Origin of the sequence: Nocardia sp. NPDC056000 (genome assembly GCF_042269265.1) — a bacterium.
Classification (GTDB): domain Bacteria; phylum Actinomycetota; class Actinomycetes; order Mycobacteriales; family Mycobacteriaceae; genus Nocardia.
Map to the genome: position 1 here is coordinate 140,326 of NZ_JBHJXS010000019.1, position 17,469 is coordinate 157,794.

Genomic DNA, 17,469 nt, shown 5'->3' on the forward strand with positions numbered 1-17,469 from the left:
TCACTGGCGGGTTGCGACGTAAGAGGATGTGATCCACACCCACCTGCGGAAATGTCCTTCTTGAGGGTAAATAGCCGCGCTACACAAGGGTTTTCGGGCGCTCGCGGTGATGCTTCGGAAACGGCCGGTTCTCTCGCGGTTTACATTTGTTAACAGAAGTTCGAAGCGAAATCCGATTGCTATCGGATCGCTGGTGAATATCCCGCGTACTCGCGAGCGCCTCGAATAGCATGCGCTCATGCACCGATTCGAGGGCGTGATCCACGAAGCCACCGGCGGCGGCGCGTATATCCCCATTCCCGCCGACGTCATCGCGGCGCTCGGCGGTGGGGGCCGTATCCCGGTCCGCGCCACCTTCGACGGCATCGCGTACACCGGATCGATCATGTCGATGGGAGATGGGCCGTGCCTCGGAATCCGCAAAGGCATTCGCGCCGAGCTGGGTAGGGGGCCGGGCGACACGGTGACCGTGACGGTCGAGCGCGATACCGCCGAACGGACCGTCGAGGTGCCCGATGACCTGGCCGCCGCGCTCGCGGACGCGGGCGTGCGGGACGCCTTCGACGGACTGTCCTATACGAATAGGCGGGAGCTGGCCACCGGGGTCGCGGAGGCCAAGCGGCCGGAGACGCGGGCCAAGCGCATTACGAAGGCAGTCGATGTCGCGCGGGAGCGCGGTCGATGAGCTCCATGGTGGTGCGCAGTGCCGTCGCCGGATCGGCGGGCAATTCCGGTGCGCGCCATGCGACTATCTGATCGGGACGGATGAGCAGTGCGCCCGATGCGGTGAGACCCGCTGTCACGCAGTAGTTTTCGTCGATCTCGTGGCTGTCGATGCCCGCCTGCTCGGCTGCCGCGCGCCATGCGCTGCCCGCCGGTCCGGTGAGCAGGACGTACTCGTTGCCGATCAGATCGAGCGTCGATCGGCCCGGGTTCGGGAACGCGTGCGGCATACGCGTGCCCGGCTGACCGCTCGTATCCAGTCGCGTCATGGTGTGCGCGCTCGCGTCGTCGATGAACGCGCCTGCGGGATAACGGTTTCCGAGAATCAGCGCGATCGGATCGGCCAGCGGGGTGCCATCGGTCGACTCCCTGGTCATGGTGCGCAGACTGAGGGTGCGAATGCTCGACTGATCGGCGATGAACCAGCCGACGGGATGCCGTTCGGAGTGATAGGTGTCCAGTAGCGCCGGATCGGCACTGCCCCGCAGGACGCGTGCCAGCTTCCACGCGAGGTTGTGCGCGTCCTCGATACCGGTATTCGCTCCGGCCGCCGCGAAGGGCGGCATGACGTGCGCCGCGTCCCCCGCCAGGAAAACCCGCCCCGAGCGGAACGTGTCCGCTACGAACATCCCGGGCTCCCAAGGCAATACGCTCAGCACCTCGATATCGATATCGGGTAGGCCGATGGCGATCCGCAGGGCTTCCGGCCAGTCCCGCGCCGGCCGGTCGACGCCGACGCCGCTGGTGAAAATCCATCGCCGAGTACCGTCGACGGAGGCGAAAGCCCCTGGCACGCGGTCATTCTCGATCTGACAGAGATTGAACTCGCGCCCGCGCACCAGCTCGCCCAGATCGGCCCGGAAGTACACGTTCACCGCGCTGCCGAGCGTGCCGCGCCCACCGCGGGTAATCCCGAGCCGCTCCCGGATCGGGCTGTTCGCGCCGTCGGCGGCGATCAGATAGTCGGCGTCGAGGGTGTCCATCGCGCCCCCGGCGGTGCGCACGATCGCACGAATGCCGGGACCGCCATCCCGGGGGACGCTCGGTAGATCGTTCGCGTGCGCGGCGTCGCCCCGGCCGTGGTGCTCACGGAAGTCCATGAGTTCCACCCCGAACCGGATATCGGCCCCGCGCGCCTCGGCGATCTCCCGCAACACCGGTTCGAGCAGATCCTGTGCGCACAGGCACGCCCCCGCCGGGGTGATCGCGTCCCAATCCGGCATCCCGCCCGGAAACATCACCGGTAGCCGCTCGGCCTCGGCGAGCGTCGGCCCCGCCGCCATCGCCTGATGATTCGCCAGGTCCCGTGCCGCGTCGAAGACCTGATCGGCGATCCCGAGCTGTCGGAACAGCTCCATCGTCCGGAGATTGATACGGCGCGCCTTCGGCTGGGGAGAGGTGGTGGCCCGCCGCTCGACCAGTGTCACCTCGACCTCGTGCCGCCGCAGGAACAGCGCGGCGCACAGCCCGACCAATCCGCCGCCGACAATCAGAACCCGGGGTGCGTGTACGTCGTACATCATGTGTACGTTGTACACGAATGGTTGAATTCGTCGCAAGGAGGTGACCGTGACCGACGACCAATCCCCACCCGGCCAACTGATCTGGACGCTGCCCGAACCCCCGGGCCGACCCACCACCACGCTGAGCCGCGCCGATATCCTGCGCGCCGCGCTGACCATCGCCGACGCCGAAGGCGCGGCCGCGCTGACCATGCGCCGGGTGGCCACCGCCGTCGGCGCGTCCACCCCCATGTCGCTCTACCGCTACGTCGGCAGCAAAGACGGCCTGGTGGACCTCATGATCGACGCGGTCTACGCCGAAATCCCGCTGCCCCCAACGACTTCCCATTGGCGCGTGACCCTGGAACGGCTATCCCTGGATACCTGGGCCGTCATCCAGCGCCACCTCTGGTTCGGTCACCTGGTGCACACCCGCCCCCCTTTCGGCCCGAACGCCCTGCGCTACTTCGACTTCCGCTTCGCCCTACTGGAATCGCTCGGCATCTCCGCCGATGACATGACCCGCATCACCAATGCGATCGACGGCCACCTGATCGGCACCGCACTGCAACTGGCCGAGGAAATGCGCATGCGCACCCGCACCGGCCTGCACACCGACGCCCAACTCGACGCGGTCGCCACCCCATTCCTGCAACCCACCCTCGCGGCAGGCAATCACCCCGCCTTCGCCCGCTGGCTGGACAACCGCACGGTCGCGGGCACCATCGATACCGAGGGTCCGGTGGCCTGGACGCTGGCCGCCCTGCTGGACGGAATCACCGATCGGCTCGATCTCCCGAAATAGCTATGACACAAGACATCTGACGAATAGCGGATACGACGCAGGCCCGCACGATCACGTGCGGGCCTGCGGTCTACCGGTCGCTATTCGGCGATCAGTTCGGCTTCGGAGTCCAGTGCGCGCTGGGTGTCCTCGTCGACGCCGATCGCACCCGGGCGGTAGGTGACCGAGCGGAGGTTGCCGGTGTAGCGGAAGACGCCGCGGCGGTCGCGGAGGTCCCAATCGACCGGGCCGCGGGAGTCGAGGCCGACGGAGATGCCGGTCCACGGAGCCATGCCGACGAGTTGGACCTGGTCGGGGAGGTGGGCGGCGCGGACGCCGTCGATGCCGATGGTGAAGTCCCAACGCAGGTGCGGACGGACCACCGCCGAGACCGTGAAGTGCTGGCTGCCTTCGGGAATCGCCCCCGCGTCGACTGTGGTGTAGCGGCCGTAGGCGTTGTAGCCGAAGAACAGGTGACCGTTCTCGACGAAGAGCAGGTAGCCGCCCTGGGGGTCGCCGTGTGCGACCAGGACGCCTTCGTCACCGGGCCGGTAGCCCGCCACCTCGACGGCAATCGTGAAGTCGCGGTAGGCGATCAGGCGCTGCGAGCGGTAGCGCTCCAGGGTGGGGGTGCCGGGCAGGATGCGGACGCGTTCGCCGAATCGCGCCTCTTCCGGGCGGCGCGTGGCCAGATCCTGGCGGGTGACGAGCGGGAAAACCGTGTTGTGCCAAGCGGCGTCGTCCCAGGCGGCGGAGAGCTCGGCCACCTTTTCCGGGAATTGCTCGGAGAGGTCGTGCAATTCGGTGGGATCGGTGCGCACGTCGAACAGCTGCCAGCGCGGATTGTCCACGCCGCGTGCGGGTTCGGCCAGGGCCAGCAGTTTCCAGCCGTCGCGGTAGAAGCCGCGGTGGCCGGTCATCTCCGAATACTGTTCGATATGCCGGGAGACGGCCTGCTGATCGCGCAGCACCTCGATCGCCGAGATGCCGTCGAATTCCTTGGCGGGCAGTCCATTACGTACCGACGGCCGTTCCAGTCCCGCGAGCTCGAGCAGCGTCGGGGTCAGATCGGTGATGTACGTGTACTCCTGGCGAATGCCGTTGTCGTCCTCGGTGCGCGGCAGGCCCTTGGGCCAGGACAGCAGAAACGGGACGCGCACGCCGCCCGCGAAGGTCTGCCCCTTGTAGAAGCGGAACGGGGTGTTGGACGCCTGGCCCCAGCCGCGCGGATAGTGCACGCCGAGCTTGGCGCTGCCGATGAGTTCGTCATCGTGCGGCACATCGCGTTCCCAGTCCGGCTCGTCCACCTGCGCGAATTGCGCGAAGTAGGTGCGGGTGCCCTCCGGTCCGCCCTCGGCGGTGCCGCCGTTGTCGGAGGTGAAGACGATGATCGTATTGTCGAGTTCGCCGAACTGCTCCAGGGTTTCGACGATCCGGCCCAGGCTCTGGTCGATGCTGTCGACCATGCCCGCGTACACCTCCATGTACCGCTCGAAACGGGACTGCTGTTCGGGCGTCAGCGAATCCCATTCCTGCGCTTCATAACCGGGCTCGGTATTGCGCGGCTTCTGCTGTGTGCCCTCGGGGAACAGGCCCTGTGCGAGCTGGGAGGCGAATCGGCTCTGCCGCAGGCGATCCCAGCCCTCCCTGTACCTACCGCGATACTTGGCCAGGTCTTCCGGCTTGGCCTGCAACGGCCCGTGCATGGCGGTATGCGCGAAGTACAGGAAGAACGGCTTATCGGCGTCGTGCGCGCGCAGTTCCTTGATATAGCCGATGGCGCGATCGGTGTAATCGTCGGTGAGGTAGTAGCCTTCCGGATACTCCTCCACATCCACCGGTGAGCTGTCCGAGACCAGCTGATTCGGGTGGTAGAAGGAGTTCAGCCCCTCCAAAGACCCGTAGTACCGGTCGAATCCGCGCTGGGTCGGCCAGGAATCGCGATTCGCGGCCGGATGCAGCGTGGCATCGCGCACCAGATGCCATTTACCCACCGCGTAGGTGGCATATCCATTGCCGCGCAGGATCTCCGGCAGCGTCAGCACATCATCGGCAAGCTCGAGCCGCAGCCCCGGATAACCGGGATCGGCATTGGCGACGAAACCGAATCCGGCGCGATGCGAATTCACGCCCGTCAGCAGCGCGGCCCGCGACGGCGAGCACAGCGGGGTGGTGTGGAAGTTGGTGAGCCGCAAACCATTCGCGGCAATGCGATCCAGCGTAGGGGTGTCGATCTCGGAGCCGAACGGGCCGATATCGCTGAAACCCATGTCGTCGACCAGCACCACGATGATGTTGGGCGCACCGGCCGGGGCGGTCGGCGGGTAGATCCACTCCGGCGTCGAATCAGCGGTGGTGCGGCCGATTTCACCGGCGAAGTTCTCGTAACCACGAGCATGAGGGGGAACAGGCATTCTCTCAGCAAAGATCCGGTTGCGCCGTGTCGGCCAGGGTTTCGCGCACGCTGCGCACAACCGGTGATCGAGTGCTCACCCGCTGTTAGCGTCGCCGCATGCACACCAGTCGCTTCTGCACGCCCAGCACCGGAATCATCCGGCCCGCTCGGGTGCTGTGCTGTCGACCCTGTGCCTGACGCGCCCGGCCCGCGCGTATTCCGCATTTCTGAAAAAGTCCCCACGGGTGCGTCCACAGCACCCCGGCCGCCGTCCGCGCGGCCACAAATCTCGAGGATTTCCCCATGAATTCGTCCCCCGGCGGACTGGATCGTCGTCGTTTCCTGCGCAATTCCGGCGTTGCCGCACTCGCCATCTTCGGCGGCGGCGCACTGGCCGCCTGCACCTCGGCGGTGAACCAGAGCAAGGGTGGCGGGGACGACAATGCCCAGCCGGTCAAGGGCGGCACCCTGAAGTACGGCGTGCTCGCGGATCTGGTGCCCGCGAATATCCTCACCAATACCGGTACCACGCCGTACGTGGTGGGCCTGGTCTTCGAAACCCTGGTGCGCTACCCGCACGACAAGCTGGAACCGCAACCGCTGCTGGCCGAGAAATGGACCCTCGCGCCGGACGGCCAGTCCATCACCCTGGATCTGCGCAAGGATGTGAAATTCCATTCCGGCCGCGCCTTCACCGCGAAGGATGTCGAGTTCTCGCTGCGCACCTACGCGGATCCGAAATGGTCCGCGCAGCTCAAGAGCACCGCCGCCGCCATCACCGGATACGACATCGTCGATCCGAACCGCATCAAGCTGACCTTCTCGCAGCCGCTGGGCAATATCTTCGATCTGCTCGATACCGCGCCCATTCTGGACAGCGAGTCCATCGATCAGCTGGGCACCGGCGATAAGATCGTCGGCACCGGACCGTTCAAGTTCGTGCAGCGAATCCCCAACCAGCAGTTGGTATTCGAGAAGAACGCGGATTACCGGGTGCCGGACCGGCCGTACCTGGACCGGGTGGAATTCGCCATCATCTCCGATAACCAGGCGCAGTTGAACGCGCTCAAGTCCGGTCAGATCCATTTCGCGGACGGCATCACGTACCGCGATAACGAGAACCTCGCCAAGACGGACGGCTACCGCGTCATCAACTACGAGGGCGCCGAACTCCAGATGTACGTCGGTGCGAACGTGCAGGATCCGGCACTCGCCGATCCGAAACTGCGCCAGGCCATCGCGTACGCCATCGACCGCGACCGGGTCATCGCCGAGGTGTTCCGCGGCTCCGGCTATGCCACCAATCTGCCGTGGCCCAAGTCCTCTCCCGCCTTCGACGACGCCCGCAACACCCGGTTCAAGCGCGATGTGTCCAAGGCCAAGCAGGTGCTCTCCGGGGTGCCCAAACCGCCGAAGCTGCCGCTGGCCTACAGCGCCGGTTACGCCACCCACGAGGCGACCGCGCAGATCGTGCAGGCCAACCTCGCCGAAATCGGTATCGAAACCGAGCTGGTGCCAACGGAATACGCCACCTTCGTGAAACAGCTGATCGGCGCGCAGTTCCCGGGTCTGTGGATCACCGACCATTCCTGGGCGCAGTTCGTACCGTCCACGCTGACGGTCAGCGCCTACCCGTTCAATGCCCGCAAGAACGCCTCGCACTACGAATCGCCCGCCTATGTCGCCGCGGCCGACAATGCCTGGAAGCTGCCGCAGGGCACCGGACCCGATGCGGTGCGCGCCTACCAGGCGCTGAGCGATCAGCTGCTGGACGGCCTGTTCCTGATCGAGATCGGCGTCCGCCTCGCCCAGGGTTCCACCACGCGCAAACTGCACAATGTCGGCTGGACCAAGCGCCGCGAACTGGATCTGCGGGAGACGTTCCTGTCATGATCGCGTATCTGCTGCGCCGGGTGCCCTCGGCCGTGGCGGTGTTGTTCGGCGCATCCGTGCTGATCTTCCTGCTGCTGCGGCTGGTGCCCGGCGATCCGGCCCAGACCCTGGCCGGGCCGGACGCCACCCCCGACACCATCGCGAGCATCCGGCATCAGCTGGGGCTGGACCGGTCCATTCCGGCGCAATACCTGAGCTGGCTGCACGGGGTGTTCACCGGTGATCTGGGCCGGTCGTACATCATCGGCGGCCAGATCTCCGATCTGGTCGGACGCGGACTCACCAATACCCTTGTGCTGACCGCGTTCTCGCTGTTCCTGGCGATCACGGTCAGCCTGGTGGTGAGCGTGTCCGCGGTGCTGTTCGACCGGCGTTGGCTCAATGCCGTTGTGGCGGCGATCAATACGGTCGCGGTCGCGGTACCGGTGTTCGTGACCGGAGTGCTGCTCGTGCTGGTCTTCGGCATCGCCATTCCGATCCTGCCCGCCGGTGGCATTCCGCCGGACGGGTTCATCGCCAAACCCGATATCGCCGTGCAGTATCTGCTGCTGCCCTCGATCTGCCTGTCGCTGCCGGTGATCGCGGCGCTGACCCGATTCCTCACCGAATCGCTGCGCACCGAATTGCGCAAGCCGTACGTGCTCACCGCACGCGCACTGGGGATTTCGCATCGGCGGATCGTCACCCGCGGCGCGCTGCGCAACGCGCTGCCGACGCTGCTGACCGTGCTCGGCATCCAGACCGGGCAGCTGCTCGGCGGTGCGGTGCTGGTGGAAGCCGCCTTCGCCTGGCCGGGTATCGGGCAATTGATCGAACAGGGCATCAACCGCCGCGACTATCCGGTGGTGCAGGCGCTGCTGCTGTTCTCGGTGGGAGTATTCGTGATCATCCAGCTGACCACCGATGTGGTGCACGCCTATCTCGATCCGCGCATTCGCATCGGAGGCCGGGCATGAGCGACCTCGCACTCGCCGAATCGGTGGACAGCACCGGGAATCCGGTGGAAAGCGCCGAGGCGCTGGTCGAAAACGCGGAGCGCGAACCGAATTCGGCCCGGCCGGTCTGGCAGGCGCTGCGCCGAGGACAGGGATTGGCGGGTGTCCTGCTGGTGGCGATCATCGCCCTCGCGGGTCTGGCGGCCGGACTGCTCACGAAATACGATCCGCTACAGCAGATTCCGGGTGCGAATCTGCTCGGGCCCAGCGCCGACCACTGGCTCGGCACCGACAATGTCAATCGCGATGTCTTCACGCGCGTGCTCTACGGCATTCGCATCGACCTGTTCATCGCCCTGGTGGCGGTGCCCGCCGGTGCGCTGCTCGGCGCGCTGACCGGACTGCTGGCCAGCGTCAACACCATTGCCGATGTGATCACCCAGCGCATCTTCGATCTGATCCTGGCGTTCCCGGCGCTGATCTTCGCCATCGCGCTGTCCGCCATCATCGGACCGGGGGTGCAGGCGGTGATCGTGGTCATCATCGCCGCCGAGGTCCCCATCTTCGGCAGGCAGATTCGCACCGCCATCCTGGCCGTGCGCGAACAGCCCTTCGTGGAGGCCGCCGAGGTCATCGGCGCGGGCACCTGGTGGACACTGCGGAAACACGTGCTGCCCAATGTGATCGAACCGCTCTCGGTGCAGCTGGCGCTGTCCATGTCGCTCGCGGTCTTCGTCGAGGGCGCGATGAGCTTCATCGGCATCGGCGTGCGACCGCCGGATCCCTCACTGGGATCACTCATTTCCGAATCCATCGCCAATCTGGACGCCAACCCGGCCTTCGCCATCGGACCGCTGCTGGTGGTGTCCGGTCTGACCCTCGGATTCCTATTGATCGCCCAGGCCCTGGGCCGCGCCCGGAGGATCGGATGAGCGAGCACGAGACAGCGCCAGAGGCGCTGCTGGATATTCGGGACCTGGTGGTGCGCTTCGGCACTCGCACCGTGGTCGACGGGGTGCGGGTGCGGGTCGGCCGCGGCGAGACGGTGGCGCTGGTCGGCGAATCCGGATCCGGGAAATCGCTCACCGCGCGCGCCGTGCTCGGCCTGCTGCCCGAGGGCGCGCACGCCGAAGGCTCGATTCGCCTGGGCGACACCGAGATCATCGGCACCCCCGACGCCGAACTGCGCGCCCTGCGCGGCACCCGCGCCGCCATGGTGTTCCAGGAACCGCAGACCGCGCTCAACCCGGTGCAGAAGATCGGCACCCAGATCGCCCAGGCGCTGCGCGCCCACCGGTCGATCGGCAAGGCGGAGGCCAGAACCCGCGCCATCGAACTGCTCGGCCTGGTCGACATTCCGGAGCCGGACAAGCGGGTGGACTGGTACCCGCATCAGCTCTCCGGCGGGCAGAAGCAGCGCGTGGTCATCGCGCTGGCGCTGTCCGGCGAACCCGATCTGCTCATCGCCGATGAGCCGACCACCGCCCTGGACGTCACCGTGCAGGCCGAAATCCTGGACCTGCTCCGGGAACTGCAAGCCCGCACCGGCACCGCCATCCTGTTCATCACGCACAACCTCGGCGTGGTGGCGGCCATCGCGGACCGCGTGGTGGTGATGCGCGCGGGCCGGGTCGTCGAAACCCGGCCCGTCCGCGAGCTTTTCACCGATCCGGAGCAGGAGTACACGCGAACGCTGCTGGACGCCGTCCCGGTGCTCCCCGGAACGGTTCCCGCGCCGCGCGATACGACTCCGGTCACCGAAGCGGTCGCCGTGGTACCCGACGGCATCTCGTCACTTCCCGCGTCCTCGGTGGCGAGCGCCGGACAATCCGGCCGATCCGTTACCTCGGCACCTGTCGAAACGCCGGAAGAGGAACCGGTGCTGCGCCTTTCGCACGTCTCGGTGGTGTATCGCCGACAGCGCAAGGAATTCCGCGCGCTTCAGGATGTCTCGCTGACGGTGGCGCCGCGCGAGGTGATCGGGCTGGTCGGTGAATCCGGTTCCGGTAAGAGCACTCTCGGCCGCACCGCGCTCGGACTGGTACCGCCCGCCGGCGGCGAGGTGGTGTTGCAGGGCGTGCGGCTGAACGGCCTAGGCAAACGCGATCTGCGCGGCCTGCGCAAGAACGTGGCCCTGGTGCATCAGGATGTCACCGCGTCCCTGGATCCCCGTCGCACACTGGAGGATTCCATCGGCGAACCGCTGCTGGTGCATCGCGCCGCGTCCGGTGCGCTGCTGCGCGCCAAGGTGGGCGATCTGCTGGAATCGGTCCGGCTGCCCCGCGATTACGCCACTCGCCGTCCCGCCGAACTCTCCGGCGGCCAGCGCCAGCGCGTCGCACTGGCCCGGGCACTCGCGCTCGCGCCCCGGCTGCTGGTGGCGGACGAACCCACCAGCGCCCTGGACGTTTCGGTACAGGCGCAGGTGCTGGACCTGTTCACCGATCTGCGCGAAGAATACGGATTCGCCTGCCTGTTCATCAGCCACGATCTCGCGGTGATCAACCAGATCGCCGATCGCGTGGTCGTGCTGAAACAGGGCGCTGTGGTCGAAACCGGGCCGGTGGCTGATGTTTTCGGCAGTCCAGAGGCCGACTACACCCGCCGCCTGCTGGCGGCCGTTCCCGCACCCGATCCGGACCGGGCGCGGCGCTCGGCACCCGGTGCCGTCGAGTTCGACGGGCCGAGCGCCGGCTCCGCCCCCGAGCAGCCGCGGCTGGCGCTGGGGGCATGAGCCGAATTCCCATCAGGATCACCGACATATACAAACAGGGATAGTCGCGCGTACCTGTAATTCGCCCGATTCATGCGAGCATCCACCGAAGGGGGCAACCCGGCGGCATCCCGAACGGGATGCCGTGCGCCGGGCGAGCTGAAGGGAGCTGCGGTGGTCGCCGATGCGCCATGCGGACATGAATCTCGGGAGCTGGAAGCGCCCACTTTCGGAAATCTGCTGCGGCGATTACGCGACGGCCGCGGACTTTCCCGCGAACGCCTGGCATTCAACGCGGGCGTAAGCGCCAGCTACATAACGCATCTGGAGAAGGGTGAGCGCGGTAACCCAACCCGCGAGGTTGTGGAAGCGCTTACTCGCTATCTGGATCGACTGGAACCGCTCGGTGCGGCCGACCATCGTCAACTGAGTGAGCTGGCAGGGCTGGGAGCGGGCGATCTGCCCACCGTGGAGCAATTGTGCGGCGCCATCACCGAGAATATGCGCCGGGTACTGGATCTGCATCGTCCCAACCTGGCCGCCTATATCGATGTCCGGGCGAATGTGCTGGCCTGGAACGACAGCTGGGATGACGCCTTCCCCGGGTTGACCGAGGACGGCAATATGCTCCGCTGGTTGTTCGGCAATGATCTGGCGACCCGCGTACTGGTGAATTGGGAAGCCGATGTGCGACAGGTGGTCCGGTGGTTGCGCGGATTGATCGGCCGCTCCGGCGATACCGCCGGATTCACCGATCTGCTGCAGGAACTCGGCGAATTCCCGAAATTCCGGCATGCCTGGAGCGAGGGCGGCGTGGCCTTCGCGCCCCATGTCTGGACCCTGCACCTGCGCAACCCCGTAACCGGCCTCCGCCGCAAGATCTATGCCCAGACCGGCCGCATAGACACCGGCGCCTATCCCGGCCAGCTCATGGCCATCCTCGGCCTCAGCAGCTGAGATCCGCTGTGTCAGCGGGGGAGTGGGATGAACTCCACCGGCGCGTTGTCCGCCGCCTCGGCGGGGACGATGACCAGGCCGTCGCGGTCCAGCAGTCCGGCCAGGTGGGCGGTGCGGATGCCCGGATCGCCTATCCAGCCGCCGATGGGGTCGGCGCGGGCGGGGACGATTCGCGGTGCGGGGCCGGAGATTTCGGCGGCATTGGCCAGTGGGCCGATCAGCGGGCGCGCGGGGAGCGCGCCCGTGAGACCCTCGACGACCGCGTGGATGAGCGCCAAGAGCGTCGCCACGGCGGCATAGGGGTTACCCGGGAGGCCGAGAACGACTGGGCCGGAGGCCAGTTGGGCCGCGACGGTGGAGCCGCCGGGCCGCAGGCGCAGGCGGCTGAGCAGTACCCGGGATCGAGCGCGATCCAGGGCGGCGCGGAGTTGATCGGCCGCGCCGCCGCCGGTGGCTCCGACGATCACCAGCAGATCGCAATCATCGGCGGCCGCGAACACCTCGTCGAAGGCGTTCGCGGTGTCCCGCAGGTGCACCCGGTCCACGGTGTCGATGCCGTACCAGGTGAGCAGATCGGGCAGGATGGGGCCGAGGGAGTCACGGGTCTGCCCGGTGTGCAACGGGCCCTCACTGCGAATCTCATCGCCCGTCATGACGATTCGCGCCCGCACCGGACCGCGCACCGCGAGCGTGCGCACCTCGGCACTGGCCGCCACCGAGATCAGCGCGGTATTCACCGGCGTACCCGCGGGCGCGAGTTCGGCCCCCGGCTGCCAATCCTCGCCGCGCCGCCGCACATCATCGCGAATCGGGCTGTCCGGCAGGCGATGTAGTCGACCGTCCGCTTCCACCCGCACGAATTCATCGCGCACCACGGTTCCGGTGCCGTCGGGCACATGCGCACCGGTGGCAATGCGCACCGCCTCACCGGGCAGCAACCCCACCGGCCGCTGCCCGCCCGCGAATCCGATATCGCGGCGCAACTGCCACGGTCCGTCCCCGCTCACCGCGTACCCGTCCATGGCGCTGACATCGAAACGCGGCAGCGCCTCCACCGCGCGCAGCGGTTCGGCCAGCGCGGCCCCGCGCGCGGGCCGCACCGCCGACTGCCGCACCCGCAACCGGGATATGTTCCGGCGCAGCGTCTCCCGCGCCTCATCGAGGGATACCGGTACCGCCGACCGCCCCGCACCCGTGCGGGCCTCCCGCACATCGTCGGGCGTATCGCAGTCCTGCACCCCGGCCAGCGCCACCGTGGCGGTGTCGATCGGCACCAGCGCCTTCATCGGCCGATTCGCCAGGGAATCAAGACGATTCAGCGCCTCGGCGAGCGCGGTCCGCCGCCACACCCCGACCAGATACTGCGGCCGCCCCGATTCATCGGCCGCGAATACCGCGTCACTTCCGGATTCCCTTGCGTGCGCGAGTAGTTCGTCTACCGCACTGGATGTGAGAAATGGCATGTCCGCGGCGAGCACCACAATGTGCTCGGCGGGGAATTCGCAACCGTCGAGCATCGCCATTCCGGCGGCGATCGCGGCCACCGGACCGGCACCGGCCGGGACCTCTTGGGCCTGTAGGATTTCCGGCCCCAGCTCCGGCCGATGCGGTCCGACGACCACGATCCGGGTGCGGTCCGACACCGCGGAAAGCGCCGCATCCAGCATCGATCGGCCGCCGACCACAATGGCGGGCTTATCCACCCCGCCCATCCGGCTGGCTCGCCCACCGGCCAGCACAATCGCGTCGACGGTGGTCACGAGGCGTACGCGGACGGGCTGATGATCATGGTTGAAGATCGTAGTGGCTATCGCTCGGGCGGCCCCGGAAGTGGTGTCTCGACAGCAGTTTCCAAGGCTTGCTAAGCAATTGCTCCTGTGCGTCGAGTTGCACGTTGTGTCCCGACACATAGTAGAAATGATCATGTTTTGAACTTCTGAACAATCGCATATGGCAGTATCCGGAGCCAGAGCTGAGGGGGTCGAGGGAGATTCACCACAGTTCACAGCAGGCGTTACAGCGGGTCCCGCTGTCCGGAACCAGCGAGTACCGGATCGATGAAGGTTGGTTTGCTGAATGTTTGTGGAGAGGGAACGGCGTGGTGCTGGGCGTGAAACCGAATAGAGACTTCGAAGAGCTGAAACCGCCGACATTCGGCCTCCTGCTGCGCAAGCTGCGTGACACCCGGGGTGTATCCCGCGAAAGGCTCGCGTTCAACGCGGGCGTGAGCGCCAGCTACATCAGCCATTTGGAGAAGGGCGATCGCGGACATCCCACCCGCGAGGTGGTGGACGCCCTGGTCCGATATCTGGACCGAATAGACCCGCTGTCCGTGGTGGAACGCCGGCATCTGCTCGACCTGGCCGGACTCGGCGTCAGCGAATTCCCCTCGATACAGCAACTCCGCGCCGAAATCACCGATGACATGCGCCGCGCGCTCGATCTGCACGAGCCCAATCTCGCCGCCTACATCGACACCCGCTGGAATGTGCTGGCCTGCAACACGAGTTACGCACGCGCGTTTCCCGGTCTCGAAGAAGACGTCAATATCCTGCGCTGGTATCTCAGCAACGACAAGGCTCGCGAAGTCATGCTCGAATGGGAGGAAGAAGTCCGGGTCACCGTGCATTGGCTGCGCGGTCTCATTGCCAGCTCGGGCGATACCGCCTGGTCGGCGGACTTTCTGGCCGAACTGGGCCGCTTCGGACTGTTCCGCGAAATATGGGATGAGGGTATTGCCGCATACGGGCGGCCGAATTCGATCATGCATCTCGCGGACGATGTCACCGGCCGCTGTCGCGCCATCGACGTGCAGTTGTTCAGCGTCTTCTCCGCGGCCTATCCCACTCAGATCCAGATCTTCCTCGGCATTCCCACCTGGTGCGCGGATACCGGCGTCCAGCTCGACTCCGGTCATCCGCATCTCACCCGGGACGAATAGCGCCCGGCGGATTCAGCGCGCGATATGAATTCCGGCCGCCGCGCGCCCGGGCAGCCATGGGTGCGCGAGGGCCTGCGCGAGCATGTTCCCGCGCCGTGCGGTGGCCCGCCGCACCAGGCGAATCAGCAAGGGCGTCAACACTTCCGGATGCGTCCACGCCGCGCCGTGCCCGGCGCCCGGAATGGTCACCACGCCATCCGCGCCGATCAGCCCGGCCGCCATCGTGGCGCAATCGCGCGCGGTGCTGACCTCATCCCGGCTGCCCCGGACCACCAGGGCGGGCGCGGCGATCTCGGATAGCCGGTGCAGTAGCGAACGCCGCTCCAGCAGGCAGCGCACCGCGGGCAGCACGGCCTGCCGATCACAGCTGTACCAGCGGCTGGTCCAGGCCCGCCATAATCGCGGATCGGTACCGCCGATCAGCTGCGGGGCCAATTCCGCGACCAGCGGCGCCATCGGCTCGGTGCTCGCCCAGCGCTCGAAAAACGCGCGCTGACAATCGAGTTCGGCGCCCGTGCAGGCATCGGCCCCGGTGGCGATCAGGGCCAGCGCGCGCACCCGCTCGGGCGCCAGCAACGCCAGCCGCAGCGCGGTATACCCGCCCTGGCCCATCCCCCCGATTACCGCTTTTTCTATCCCCAATTCATCCAGCACCGACAAGGTGTCGGCGGCCATATCCCAGTAGGTGAACTGTTCGCCGCCGGGTGTCTGTGTACGTCCGTGACAACGCGCATCGATTGTCACCAGATTGATTCCGGCAGCTGCCAGAGGTTCGCGCACGGGTTCGAACATGGATTCGTCCATCAGAAATCCATGGCTGAGAACGAGTGTCGGTCCGGGAATATCGCTGCTCACGAAATGCACCGTGGCAGCACCTGATCGCACATAAGGCATGGTCAGACCGTAAAGGCCGGAACAGTCCGCGCCCTAATGTTTGCCCGTGCAGTGCCAGACCCCCTTCGGTGCTGTTCCCGACGGGTACCCACACTGGTCAGTGTCAGTACTGCTAGGGGTTTGCCCCAGATGCCCGCAAAACTGGACAACAAGACCTTTCGGCCTTTTAAATCAGCGCGTGACGCTTTTGGGACAGGCGTCAATTCGATAGGGAGGAAATAATGTTCGACGTCACCGCTTCCGCTCGCCGCGACTTCCGGATCGATCATGGAGCCGCACTGCGAGATTCACTCGAGGGATTGCTGTTGCACGACGGTGTCGGACTGGATGCGCGTATGCGGCATGCCATTGCGGCGGTCGTGCATCTCGCGGTCGACGCACCGCTGGGCGTACCGGAGGACGCCGAGGAATTTCTCGGCCGACTCGATTCCTCATGGCTCTTCGCCGCCTGGAACGACTCCGATACCGAATTGTCACTGCTCAATACGCTCGCGCTCGGTGAGGTGCCCGCGCTGTCCTGGTGCGAACTCATGTTCACCACCGCGCTCGCGCCGTGGTCCGACGCACCCGCCGCGGTGCACGCCCGCCGGGTATTCCACTGCGGGGAACAGGCTCGATTGGCCGCCGTCGCGGGCGAGTAGCGGCCTTCGGGCCCGAACGCGAATTTCTGCCGACACTGTCAATGAAGAGGTGAACGACGTGCGAATGCTTTTCACCAATTTCGACGCGATGTTCGAAAACATCACTCGTAAAAACGAATTCGAACCGGAATCCTGGCATCAGCAGGCGCTGTGCACACAGACCGATCCGGAAGCCTTCTTTCCGGACAAGGGCGGGTCCACCCGCGAGGCCAAGCGCATCTGCGGTTCGTGCGAGGTGCGGCGGCAATGCCTGGACTACGCCCTCGCCCATGATCAGCGTTTCGGTATCTGGGGCGGTCTCTCACCGCGCGAGCGCCGCCGCTACGAACGCGGGGCGGCCTAGCCCGAAGCTGCTTGCAGCAGACAGAATTCGTTCGTTTCCGGATCGGCCAGCACCAGTGCCGGCGCATTGGCCGACGGGGTATCCGGAGTGATCGGCAGGGCGCCCGCGGCGCGCAGGCGCGCGGCTTCTTCCACGGGGTCATCGCTGGGGAAAGCGATGAGATCCAGATGCAGCCGACTGCATTCGCCCAGCGCCTCGGGCGTGCGTAGGAACTCCAGCCAGGGTCCCTGCCCGGTGGCCGAACGGATTCCGGCATAGCGGGCACTGTCATGGGTGACGGGCCAGCCCGACGCCTTCGACCAGAATTCCGCCAGCCGCAACGGATTCTCGGTATCCATCACGATCGCCGCCACCGCACCGGTGTCCACGTAGTGCTCGCGCGGCTCCAGTACACAGAACTCATTGCCCTCGGGATCGGCGAGCACCGCCCACGGCACCGTGCCCTGTCCGATATCGAGCCGCCGCGCGCCCAGCGATAGCGCTCGATCCACCTGCACCCGTTGATGATCCAGCGATCTACTGGACAGATCCAGGTGCATGCGATTCTTCGCCGACTTGGACTGGCGGGCCGGTAGGAAGGTCAGCGCCACATCCAGCCCATCCGGGTCGGAGGCGGCCACATCGACCTCGCCGGGGCGGTCCACCAGCACCTCCCAACCCAGCAGTTCGGCCCAGAAGCGGGCTACGCTCCTGGGCTCGATCGCATCGAACACCACGCATGCCAGACGGGTGGACATATTTCAACGGT

The 17,469-nt window shown here is 66.5% G+C and carries 15 protein-coding genes; 10 read left to right on the forward strand and 5 right to left on the reverse strand.

Annotation, left to right across the window (positions count from 1 at the left end; genetic code table 11):
• Positions 1 to 238 precede the first annotated feature (238 nt).
• Entirely contained in the window at positions 239 to 685 is a 447-nt protein-coding gene (locus ACFC4D_RS42320; protein ID WP_376072054.1) for a YdeI/OmpD-associated family protein, read from the forward strand.
• On the opposite strand, the gene ACFC4D_RS42325 is transcribed toward ACFC4D_RS42320, so the two are convergent.
• Positions 645 to 2,246 carry an FAD-dependent monooxygenase gene (locus ACFC4D_RS42325; protein ID WP_376072057.1) on the reverse strand — a complete coding sequence of 534 codons (1,602 nt, stop codon included), beginning with the start codon at positions 2,244 to 2,246 and terminating at the stop codon, positions 645 to 647. The two genes, ACFC4D_RS42320 and ACFC4D_RS42325, sit on opposite strands and share 41 nt — an antisense overlap.
• 46 nt (positions 2,247 to 2,292) lie before the next feature.
• Here ACFC4D_RS42325 and ACFC4D_RS42330 point away from each other — a divergent pair, with 46 nt between their 5' ends.
• The gene (locus ACFC4D_RS42330) at positions 2,293 to 3,030 is read left to right on the forward strand and encodes a TetR/AcrR family transcriptional regulator (protein ID WP_376072059.1); all 738 of its coding nucleotides are present in this window, start codon (positions 2,293 to 2,295) and stop codon (positions 3,028 to 3,030) included.
• 80 nt (positions 3,031 to 3,110) lie between these two features.
• Here the strand turns inward: ACFC4D_RS42330 and ACFC4D_RS42335 are convergent, their stop codons facing one another.
• Positions 3,111 to 5,423 carry an arylsulfatase gene (locus ACFC4D_RS42335; RefSeq protein ID WP_376072062.1) on the reverse strand — a complete coding sequence of 771 codons (2,313 nt, stop codon included), beginning with the start codon at positions 5,421 to 5,423 and terminating at the stop codon, positions 3,111 to 3,113.
• A 284-nt stretch (positions 5,424 to 5,707) separates the two neighbouring features.
• Here ACFC4D_RS42335 and ACFC4D_RS42340 point away from each other — a divergent pair, with 284 nt between their 5' ends.
• The 5 genes from ACFC4D_RS42340 to ACFC4D_RS42360 all read left to right on the forward strand — a co-directional run bounded on the left by ACFC4D_RS42340 (position 5,708) and on the right by ACFC4D_RS42360 (position 11,902).
• Complete coding sequence (locus ACFC4D_RS42340; protein WP_375965944.1) at positions 5,708 to 7,297, forward strand: ABC transporter substrate-binding protein; 1,590 nt, start codon at positions 5,708 to 5,710, stop codon at positions 7,295 to 7,297.
• On the forward strand, positions 7,294 to 8,253 hold the full coding sequence (locus ACFC4D_RS42345) for an ABC transporter permease (RefSeq protein WP_376072065.1): 960 nt from the start codon (positions 7,294 to 7,296) through the stop codon (positions 8,251 to 8,253). Before ACFC4D_RS42340 ends, ACFC4D_RS42345 begins: the two co-directional genes overlap by 4 nt.
• Positions 8,250 to 9,164 carry an ABC transporter permease gene (locus ACFC4D_RS42350; RefSeq protein WP_376072068.1) on the forward strand — a complete coding sequence of 305 codons (915 nt, stop codon included), beginning with the start codon at positions 8,250 to 8,252 and terminating at the stop codon, positions 9,162 to 9,164. Before ACFC4D_RS42345 ends, ACFC4D_RS42350 begins: the two co-directional genes overlap by 4 nt.
• Entirely contained in the window at positions 9,161 to 10,966 is a 1,806-nt protein-coding gene (locus ACFC4D_RS42355; protein WP_376072071.1) for a dipeptide ABC transporter ATP-binding protein, read from the forward strand. Before ACFC4D_RS42350 ends, ACFC4D_RS42355 begins: the two co-directional genes overlap by 4 nt.
• 153 nt (positions 10,967 to 11,119) lie before the next feature.
• Positions 11,120 to 11,902 carry a helix-turn-helix domain-containing protein gene (locus ACFC4D_RS42360; RefSeq protein ID WP_375965953.1) on the forward strand — a complete coding sequence of 261 codons (783 nt, stop codon included), beginning with the start codon at positions 11,120 to 11,122 and terminating at the stop codon, positions 11,900 to 11,902.
• Positions 11,903 to 11,913: 11 nt separating this feature from the next.
• Here ACFC4D_RS42360 and ACFC4D_RS42365 read toward each other — a convergent pair whose 3' ends face one another.
• Entirely contained in the window at positions 11,914 to 13,662 is a 1,749-nt protein-coding gene (locus tag ACFC4D_RS42365) for an NTP transferase domain-containing protein (protein ID WP_376072073.1), read from the reverse strand.
• A gap of 350 nt (positions 13,663 to 14,012) precedes the next feature.
• Between ACFC4D_RS42365 and ACFC4D_RS42370 the strand changes: the two genes are divergently transcribed.
• Positions 14,013 to 14,843 carry a helix-turn-helix transcriptional regulator gene (locus tag ACFC4D_RS42370; RefSeq protein WP_364639426.1) on the forward strand — a complete coding sequence of 277 codons (831 nt, stop codon included), beginning with the start codon at positions 14,013 to 14,015 and terminating at the stop codon, positions 14,841 to 14,843.
• A gap of 12 nt (positions 14,844 to 14,855) precedes the next feature.
• Here ACFC4D_RS42370 and ACFC4D_RS42375 read toward each other — a convergent pair whose 3' ends face one another.
• Entirely contained in the window at positions 14,856 to 15,737 is an 882-nt protein-coding gene (locus tag ACFC4D_RS42375) for an alpha/beta fold hydrolase (protein ID WP_376072076.1), read from the reverse strand.
• 221 nt (positions 15,738 to 15,958) lie between these two features.
• Here ACFC4D_RS42375 and ACFC4D_RS42380 point away from each other — a divergent pair, with 221 nt between their 5' ends.
• Entirely contained in the window at positions 15,959 to 16,378 is a 420-nt protein-coding gene (locus ACFC4D_RS42380; protein WP_375965960.1) for a hypothetical protein, read from the forward strand.
• A 64-nt stretch (positions 16,379 to 16,442) separates the two neighbouring features.
• Entirely contained in the window at positions 16,443 to 16,721 is a 279-nt protein-coding gene (locus ACFC4D_RS42385) for a WhiB family transcriptional regulator (protein WP_375966477.1), read from the forward strand.
• On the opposite strand, the gene ACFC4D_RS42390 is transcribed toward ACFC4D_RS42385, so the two are convergent.
• Positions 16,718 to 17,458 (reverse strand): VOC family protein, encoded by a 741-nt coding sequence (locus ACFC4D_RS42390; protein WP_364639417.1) that lies wholly within the window; start codon positions 17,456 to 17,458, stop codon positions 16,718 to 16,720. The two genes, ACFC4D_RS42385 and ACFC4D_RS42390, sit on opposite strands and share 4 nt — an antisense overlap.
• Positions 17,459 to 17,469 lie beyond the last annotated feature (11 nt).

Excerpts from the sequence above, each read along its gene's own strand:
- ACFC4D_RS42320 (WP_376072054.1), top strand. The coding sequence starts at position 239 with ATGCACCGATTCGAGGGCGTGATCCACGAAGCCACCGGCGGCGGCGCG.
- ACFC4D_RS42325 (WP_376072057.1), bottom strand. The coding sequence starts at position 2,246 with ATGATGTACGACGTACACGCACCCCGGGTTCTGATTGTCGGCGGCGGA.
- ACFC4D_RS42335 (WP_376072062.1), bottom strand. The coding sequence starts at position 5,423 with ATGCCTGTTCCCCCTCATGCTCGTGGTTACGAGAACTTCGCCGGTGAA.
- ACFC4D_RS42340 (WP_375965944.1), top strand. The coding sequence starts at position 5,708 with ATGAATTCGTCCCCCGGCGGACTGGATCGTCGTCGTTTCCTGCGCAAT.
- ACFC4D_RS42345 (WP_376072065.1), top strand. The coding sequence starts at position 7,294 with ATGATCGCGTATCTGCTGCGCCGGGTGCCCTCGGCCGTGGCGGTGTTG.
- ACFC4D_RS42350 (WP_376072068.1), top strand. The coding sequence starts at position 8,250 with ATGAGCGACCTCGCACTCGCCGAATCGGTGGACAGCACCGGGAATCCG.
- ACFC4D_RS42355 (WP_376072071.1), top strand. The coding sequence starts at position 9,161 with ATGAGCGAGCACGAGACAGCGCCAGAGGCGCTGCTGGATATTCGGGAC.
- ACFC4D_RS42375 (WP_376072076.1), bottom strand. The coding sequence starts at position 15,737 with ATGCCTTATGTGCGATCAGGTGCTGCCACGGTGCATTTCGTGAGCAGC.
- ACFC4D_RS42380 (WP_375965960.1), top strand. The coding sequence starts at position 15,959 with ATGTTCGACGTCACCGCTTCCGCTCGCCGCGACTTCCGGATCGATCAT.
- ACFC4D_RS42385 (WP_375966477.1), top strand. The coding sequence starts at position 16,443 with ATGCTTTTCACCAATTTCGACGCGATGTTCGAAAACATCACTCGTAAA.
- ACFC4D_RS42390 (WP_364639417.1), bottom strand. The coding sequence starts at position 17,458 with ATGTCCACCCGTCTGGCATGCGTGGTGTTCGATGCGATCGAGCCCAGG.